Raw genomic sequence first — 6566 nt, forward strand, 5'->3', positions numbered from 1 at the left:
GCGCCGCCCGCCCGCTTCCGGTCACAGGCGGCGGTAGGTGCGGCCACCGCGCCGGGGGAGGGCCGTCGGGTCGTCGGGACCGTTCCGGGTGGCCTTCAGCGCGAGGTGGACCTCGGCCCGCACGGTGGCGTCGGCGAGATTGCGCGCCAGGTGGTCGGCGCACTGGGTGAGCCAGCCGGCCAGGGTGGTGCGGTGGACGTGCAGTTCGGCCGCGGCGGGGGCGGTCCGGGCGTGGTGGCGCAGCCAGCAGGCCAGGGCGATCCGCAGATGCGGCTCCAGACCGCCGACGAGCCCGACGGCCCAGTTCCGGGCCGCCTCGGTGTCCAGGAGGTCGTCCGGGAGGGACTCCAGCCGGGCCGGCCCGGCCGGTGCGCCCGGACGGTCGCCGCTGCCACCGCTGCCACCGCCACCGCTGTGGACGGAGTCGGTCCCGGCCCCCTCGGCGTCGGGGGCCGGGGCGCGGAGGGCGAGCAGCAGATGCGCCCGCACGGTGGCGTCCTCCAGATCCGCGTCGAGCAGCCGGGACAGCTCGCGTATCCGGGCCCGGACGGTGCCGGGGGACAGGCCGAGCGCGGCGGCGGCCCGCGGCTTGCTGCCGGTGCGGAGCCAGACCAGCAACAGGTGCTGGTGGGCCGGGGACAGCGGGCGCAGCACGGACCCCGCCCACCGGGCGTACGGGGCGGTGGGCAGGAGCGGGGCGAGGCGCGAGGTGCCCACGGCGTCGGCGGGGACGATCCGGCAGTCGGGGGTGGCGCTGTGCCGGGCGGCGGCGGCGTCGCTGTGGGCGGTGGGCATCTCGGCCAGGGGCAGCGGCCCGGCCATGCCCGCGAGCAGGTGGTGCCGCTCGCTCAGCCGGGAGACCAGGCGCAGGATCCGCCCGTCGTCGCCGCCCTGGTGGAGCTCGGCGACGACCAGCTCGCCGTCCGGCCGGCCGATCAGGGTGCAGGCGTCGGCGTGCGGGGCGATGGAGGGGCGCACGGCCCGCCAGAGCACCTCGTGGGCGGCGGGCAGGTCGGCGCCGGAGAGCCGGTAGACCGTGACGTGCGTGAGCCGGTCCCCGCCGAGGGTCTCGGTGACGGCGTCGGTGTGGCCCGCCAGCAGCAGCCGGATGAGGGTGGTGTGCAGCCGCATCTGCTCGCCCCGCAGCTCCGCGGCCCGCTGGCCGCGCACCTCCAGGAGGGCCGCGGTGGTCGTGGCGACGTGGCAGGCGTGCCCCGCGGGCACGGTGGGCGCCGGGGCCACGACGAGGACGGCTCCGGCCGCCGGCCGTTGCGTGCAGTGCGGGTGCTCCAGCGGCGCGGCTGCCGCGTGCACGCCGTCGGCCGCGGCGGCGGCGGGGGTGCTGTAGACGGCCCCGGCGATGGGGTCGGCCAGTACCGCCCACCCCTGGACCAGCGACGCGGCCTCGGCGATCAGGTGGGCCCCGGAGCGGGTCGCGGCCCGCAGCAGCCGGTCCGCCGTCTCCCGCCCGTGCCGGGCACCCCCTGGGCCGGTGGCCCCGTGGTCGGTCGTGCCTGTGCTGCTCATGGGCGAGCCTCTGCGGGCCGTGCGCGCCGCGCGCGGGAAAGTGCCGTGCGCGGCGCGGCAGTTGCGGATGTGGGCCGGTGTCGATCAGGGAATGCGGGCGACGGCGCCCCACCCGGCCCGGGCCGTGGTGGTGCCGGTGTTGGCGTCGGGCCGCCAGTTCGGCCAGGACACCATGCCCGGCTCCACCATCTCCAGCCCGTCGAAGAACGCGATCGTGGTCTCCGGCTCCCGGAAGATGTACGGGATCGCGCCGCTCGCGTTGTACTCGTCCTGGACGGCACGGTGGGCTTCGTCGGACGCGGTGGAGTGGCTGAGCGAGAGGTAGCTGCCGGACGGCAGCCGGTCCACCAGCCGCCGCACCAGGGAGAGGGCGTCGTCCCAGTCCACGATGTGCCCGAGGACGTCACTGATGACGAGGGCGACGGGCTGTGTGAGGTCCAGGGTCTTGGCCGCCCCGGTGAGCACGGTCTCGGTGTCGCGCATGTCCGCCTCGACGTAGGCGGTGGCTCCCTCGGGGGTGCTGGTCAGCAGGGCGTGGACGTGCAGGAGCACCAGGGGGTCGTGGTCCACGTAGACGATCCGGGCGTCCGGCGCTATCCGCTGGGCGACCTCGTGCGTGTTGTTCGCGGTGGGCAACCCGGCGCCCACGTCGAGGAACTGGCGGATTCCGGCGTCCCGGGCGAGGTGGGTGACCGTACGGCGGAGGAAGTCCCGCGACTCCTTCGCGAACGTCTCGATCAGCGGGTACTTCTCGCGGTAGGCGTCGCCCGCCGACCGGTCCGCCGGGAAGTTGTCCTTGCCGCCGAGCCAGTAGTTCCAGACACGTGCGGAGTGCGCGACGCTCGTGTCGATCTGCGCGGGCAGTTCAGGCCCATTTCCGGTCGTACTCATCCTGTAACACCTCTCCTGTTCGGGCCGGCCGCATCGCCATCACGCACGACACGTCCAGCATTCCCTGATACGTCTGCACGGGGTGGGGGCTGTCCCACACCTCCGCCGTGCCGGGGAGCCCGCCCTCCCGCACCACATGGTCCGCGATCTCCCGGATCTCCACCCGGTAGAGGGTCAGCGCCGGGACCCCGGTCAGCGGGTGCGGGGGCGCGTACTCGGGGTGCAGCTGCACCGTCACATCACCGCGCTCCGCAAGCTGTCGGATCCGTCTGAGCTGCTCACGCATCACGTCGTCGCCGCCCACGCGGACGCGCAGCGCGGTGACGGGCAGTACGGCCCAGAGCCGGGTCTGCTGTTCCTGGAGCCGTTTCTGACGCTCGACCAGGAAGTCCGCCCGGCGTCGCCGCCCGGCCGCGTCCCGGTCGGGGCACCTGATCTCGTCCACCGCCATCGCGTAGGCCGGGGTCCGCAGCAGCAGCGGCACCAGTGCCGGGTCCCAGGTGCGTACGACGCCGGCCGCGGACTCCACGCTCATCAGGTCCATCAGCCAGGGTGCCATCGCGTCGCGCCAGGGATGCCACCAGCCGGGCAGGTTGGCCGCGTTGAGCCGCCCCATGATGTCGTCGGCCTCCGCCGCGCTCGCCCCGTAGGCGGCGAGCAGGGCGGACACCTGGCCCACGTCGAGGGAGGTCTGCGCCTGTTCCAGCCGCCGCAACGTCGTGGGATGCCACCCCAGTTGCGTGGCGGCCTGGGAGACGGAGAGTCCGGCGCCTTCCCGCAGTCGCCGCAGGCGGGCCACCAGGACCAGATGCCGCGCCGTACGCCCCGACCTCTCGCGCGCCACGCCTCTCCCCTCCCCCGACCGGTCCCGCCCAGGTCACGTTTCGGCTCGATCTATCCGACATTCCGCGCAGTCTGCGCACAGTGCACACAGCGCACCTTGCGACGGTCGCACGGCGCTCCCAAGGTAAGCATGTCCGACTCCACCTCACGCCAACTCGGTCAGACCGGACCGATCTTGTCCCACCGCCGGTGCCGTGCTCAGCCCGCCCCCCTCCTCCGCCCCAGCAGTTCCCGCCCCCCGCCCCGGCCTCGGCCCCGCTCGCGCCTCCACCCCGGCCCCCGCCCCGGCCCCCACCCCAGCCCCAGCCCCAGCCGTTCCGTGCACTGCCGTTCCGCGAACCGTCGTTCCGGCGGCCCGTTCTCTGGAGCCCACCGCATGAACAACCTGACCCACCTGACCCACCTGAACGGCCCGGCCCACCCGAAGCTCCGGTCCGTCGTCGGGATCCAGCGGCCCGCCCCGGCCCGCCCGCTCGACCTGCGCGTCCGGGCCCAGCGCATCCAGATCGACGAGCTGATCGTCGAAGACCCCCGCCAGGTACTCGCCCACGCCGGGCAGGCCGCCCTCAACGACCCGGACACGGCCGCTCTGCTGGGGCACAATCCGGCCACCCCGCTGTCGCTGCCGGCCGCGGCCGCGCTGCTGTGCGCGCTCTACGACACGGACGTCCTCACGGCCATGGGGCTGCGCCTCACCCGCCACACCACCCGTGTCTCCGCCTCCAACCAGCAGACGGAGCCCGTCTCCCTGGTACGGTCCACCGCCCCGGACCAGGAGGGCTGACCGGGTTCATCCGGCGACCGGCCGTGTGGAGCCGGCAGAAGACGGTGCACGCGCAAGCGCGAACGCCTGACCGGCATGATGCCCAGCCGTTTACGTGTCCGGAACCCGTCACCGATAGCATGCGCATGGACACTCTGCGTTAGCCTCTCAAGGTCCTGAAGGGGAACGCGGGCAGACGGGGAGTGTCGTGTTCGATGCGGAACGCTGGCAGGACATGTTCGGGCCGACTGGCGAGGGGCCCGCGATGCGGCGTGCCTCGGCGTCCGGCGACCCCGGGGCCGGTGCGGGCGGGGCGGGAAGGCTCACGTACAGCAAGGGCCCCTGGACCAGTGCTTCCGGCTCCGCGGGCGAGTTACGTACCAGGGCGGAGACGAGCAGGTCGGCGCTCGGGCGCGGCCACGAGGGCGTGGCGGCGGGGGCCGTCGGCCTCAGCTCGGTCGCGGCCCTCAAGGGCGTGCTGACCTCATGGGAGGAACGCCTTCGCGCGGTACGGGACGAGTGCGAGCAGCTCAAGGGGAACCTGCTGACGGTCGCCAGGGAGATGGGCGAGTCGGAGACCGCGGTCACGTCGTCCGTCAGGGGCGTCCACGTCCCCGGCCCGGCGGATGGGGAGCGATGACCGGGTCCCTCACCTGGCAGGCGCTGCGCGACCTCAAGGTCTCCGAGCTCACCCGGGCAGGCGACCCGTGGCACGAGGTCTCCGGCCGTTCCGCTGCCGACCGGGCACAGGTCGACCGTGCGATGTCCGCGAAGCTCCGCGAGACCCAGGAGAGCGATGCGGCCGAAGCGGCTCTCGGGAGGCTGCGGCGCCTCAGCCGCAACTTCCAGTACGTGCAGACCGAGTGCGGGCTGGTCCGCACGGCCCTCAACGGACTCGCAGGGGACCTGATCGGCCCCCAGAACCAGTTGAAACAGGCCCTTGAGGACGCGGCATCCCTGAACTTCACGGTTCACGAGGACGGCTCCGTCAGCTACCCGGCCCTCCAGGTCGACGACCTGACCGGGGCGACGCGGGAGGCGCGGGGCGGGACCTCGACGGGCAGCTCCCGCCTCCCGCTGGAACCGCCGGTCCTCGGCCCGGCCGGGCAGCAGTCGCTCCGTCCCGGCTACGCAGCTTTCAGGCCGGTCAACCCGAACGCGGAGAAGGCCCAGGACGTGGCCGACCGTATCGCCCGCGCCGTGCGGTCCGCACGGGAGATCGACGCTCGGTACGCGAAGACCCTCGACGGCCTGAGGGCCGAGAAGGGCCTCGATGTCACGGCGGCCACGCTGAAGGACGTCTTCCGGGACACCGCAGACGTCCGCTCCACCGCGGGCACGCACCTCGCCGAAGGCATCCCGCAGGACAAGAGCCCTGCCGAGCGCAAGAAGTGGTGGGACGGGTTGACCGACGAACAGCGACAGGAGTACATCCAGGTCGCCCCCGACCTGATCGGCGACCTGGACGGCATCCCGGTGCTCGCCCGCGACCAGGCGAACCGGAACTACCTGCCGGCCCTCATCGACGACTTGGCCCGGCGGGGCGGCGACGAGGCGAAGACCAAGCTCGACGCCCTCCGCATGATTCAGGACAAGCTCGGCGAGTCGAGCCACCCGCCGATGTTCCTCCTGGGCGTCGGAGACGAGGGCAACGGCCGCGCGATCGTCTCGTACGGGAACCCCGATGCCTCCCGGCATGTCGCGGCGTACGTTCCGGGGCTCGGCACGAAGCTCGACGGTGAATTCGTCACGGGGACGATGAAGCGGGCCGAGGACACGGCGCTTGGCGCCAGGGAGGTGGACCCGTCCAGTGCCTCGATCGTCTGGCTGGGCTACGACGCCCCGCAGAGTGCGGACGTGATGTCGAAGGGCGATGCGCAGCGGGGCGCCCCGGCGTACAACGAGTTCATGGCGGGCCTCTCGGCGACGAATGCGAACGAGGACCCGCATGTGACGGCGATCGGACACTCCTACGGCTCGCTCACCGTGGGCACGGCCGCCAAGGAGTCCGGCGGGATTCCGGGCGTCGATGATGTGATCCTGCTCGGCAGCCCCGGCGTGGGCGCGCAGAAGGCGACGGAACTCGGCGTGGGCAAGGAGCATGTCTTCGTGGGCGCGGCTGACAATGACCCGGTCACTCATCTGCCCACGAAGGGGGAATCGGCGCTGGCCGCAGGTCCCGCCTGGGTGCTGGGTGGCCCGGAGGGGGTGAGAAGGGCAGGTGACCTTTTCGACATCGGCAATGACGATCTGTACTTCGGAAAGGACCCTGCGAGTGAGGCGTTCGGAGCGCAGCGTTTCGCGGTCGACGACGGACCCAGGATGATCATCGAGGCCGGTAAGTTCGACGCTCACTCCCAGTATTTCGATCCGGGGAGAGATCGTAAGTCGGCGGACAACATTGCCAACATCGTCGGGGGACGCCCTCAAGGCGTCGTTAGGGAGAACCATCGATGAGGCGCATCGCGCGGACTGTTCGCCTCACCAGTTCGGTGGCTGTAGCCGGCGTGCTGCTTGCCGGGTGCGGGCTGTTGGGCAGTGG

General features: G+C 72.7%; 6 protein-coding genes. 3 read left to right on the forward strand and 3 right to left on the reverse strand.

The window, feature by feature from the left end:
* Positions 1–21: 21 nt before the first annotated feature.
* The 3 genes from DTB53_RS31610 to DTB53_RS31620 form a co-directional block, all read right to left on the reverse strand.
* On the reverse strand, positions 22–1527 hold the full coding sequence (locus DTB53_RS31610) for a helix-turn-helix domain-containing protein (RefSeq protein WP_003967264.1): 1506 nt from the start codon (positions 1525–1527) through the stop codon (positions 22–24).
* Positions 1528–1611: 84 nt separating this feature from the next.
* Entirely contained in the window at positions 1612–2418 is an 807-nt protein-coding gene (locus DTB53_RS31615) for an SAM-dependent methyltransferase (protein WP_042496484.1), read from the reverse strand.
* Positions 2393–3262, reverse strand: a complete 870-nt coding sequence (locus DTB53_RS31620) for a helix-turn-helix domain-containing protein (protein ID WP_012379687.1) — start codon at positions 3260–3262, stop codon at positions 2393–2395. Before DTB53_RS31620 ends, DTB53_RS31615 begins: the two co-directional genes overlap by 26 nt.
* Positions 3263–3637: 375 nt before the next feature.
* Here DTB53_RS31620 and DTB53_RS31630 point away from each other — a divergent pair, with 375 nt between their 5' ends.
* The 3 genes from DTB53_RS31630 (at position 3638) to DTB53_RS31640 (ending at position 6481) form a co-directional block, all read left to right on the forward strand.
* Positions 3638–4045 (forward strand): hypothetical protein, encoded by a 408-nt coding sequence (locus DTB53_RS31630; RefSeq protein WP_003967261.1) that lies wholly within the window; start codon positions 3638–3640, stop codon positions 4043–4045.
* 214 nt (positions 4046–4259) lie between these two features.
* Positions 4260–4664 (forward strand): hypothetical protein, encoded by a 405-nt coding sequence (locus DTB53_RS31635; protein WP_012379685.1) that lies wholly within the window; start codon positions 4260–4262, stop codon positions 4662–4664.
* On the forward strand, positions 4661–6481 hold the full coding sequence (locus tag DTB53_RS31640; protein WP_012379684.1) for an alpha/beta hydrolase: 1821 nt from the start codon (positions 4661–4663) through the stop codon (positions 6479–6481). The genes DTB53_RS31635 and DTB53_RS31640 overlap by 4 nt, the downstream gene beginning before the upstream one ends.
* Positions 6482–6566: the final 85 nt, after the last annotated feature.

Source organism: Streptomyces griseus, assembly GCF_900460065.1.
In the GTDB taxonomy this organism is placed as follows: Bacteria; Actinomycetota; Actinomycetes; order Streptomycetales; family Streptomycetaceae; genus Streptomyces; species Streptomyces griseus.

What these genes read in the sequence shown, in the direction of transcription:
- DTB53_RS31635 (WP_012379685.1), top strand. Translation starts at nt 4,260, where the DNA reads ATGTTCGGGCCGACTGGCGAGGGGCCCGCGATGCGGCGTGCCTCGGCG.
- DTB53_RS31610 (WP_003967264.1), bottom strand. Translation starts at nt 1,527, where the DNA reads ATGAGCAGCACAGGCACGACCGACCACGGGGCCACCGGCCCAGGGGGT.
- DTB53_RS31630 (WP_003967261.1), top strand. Translation starts at nt 3,638, where the DNA reads ATGAACAACCTGACCCACCTGACCCACCTGAACGGCCCGGCCCACCCG.
- DTB53_RS31615 (WP_042496484.1), bottom strand. Translation starts at nt 2,418, where the DNA reads ATGAGTACGACCGGAAATGGGCCTGAACTGCCCGCGCAGATCGACACG.
- DTB53_RS31640 (WP_012379684.1), top strand. Translation starts at nt 4,661, where the DNA reads ATGACCGGGTCCCTCACCTGGCAGGCGCTGCGCGACCTCAAGGTCTCC.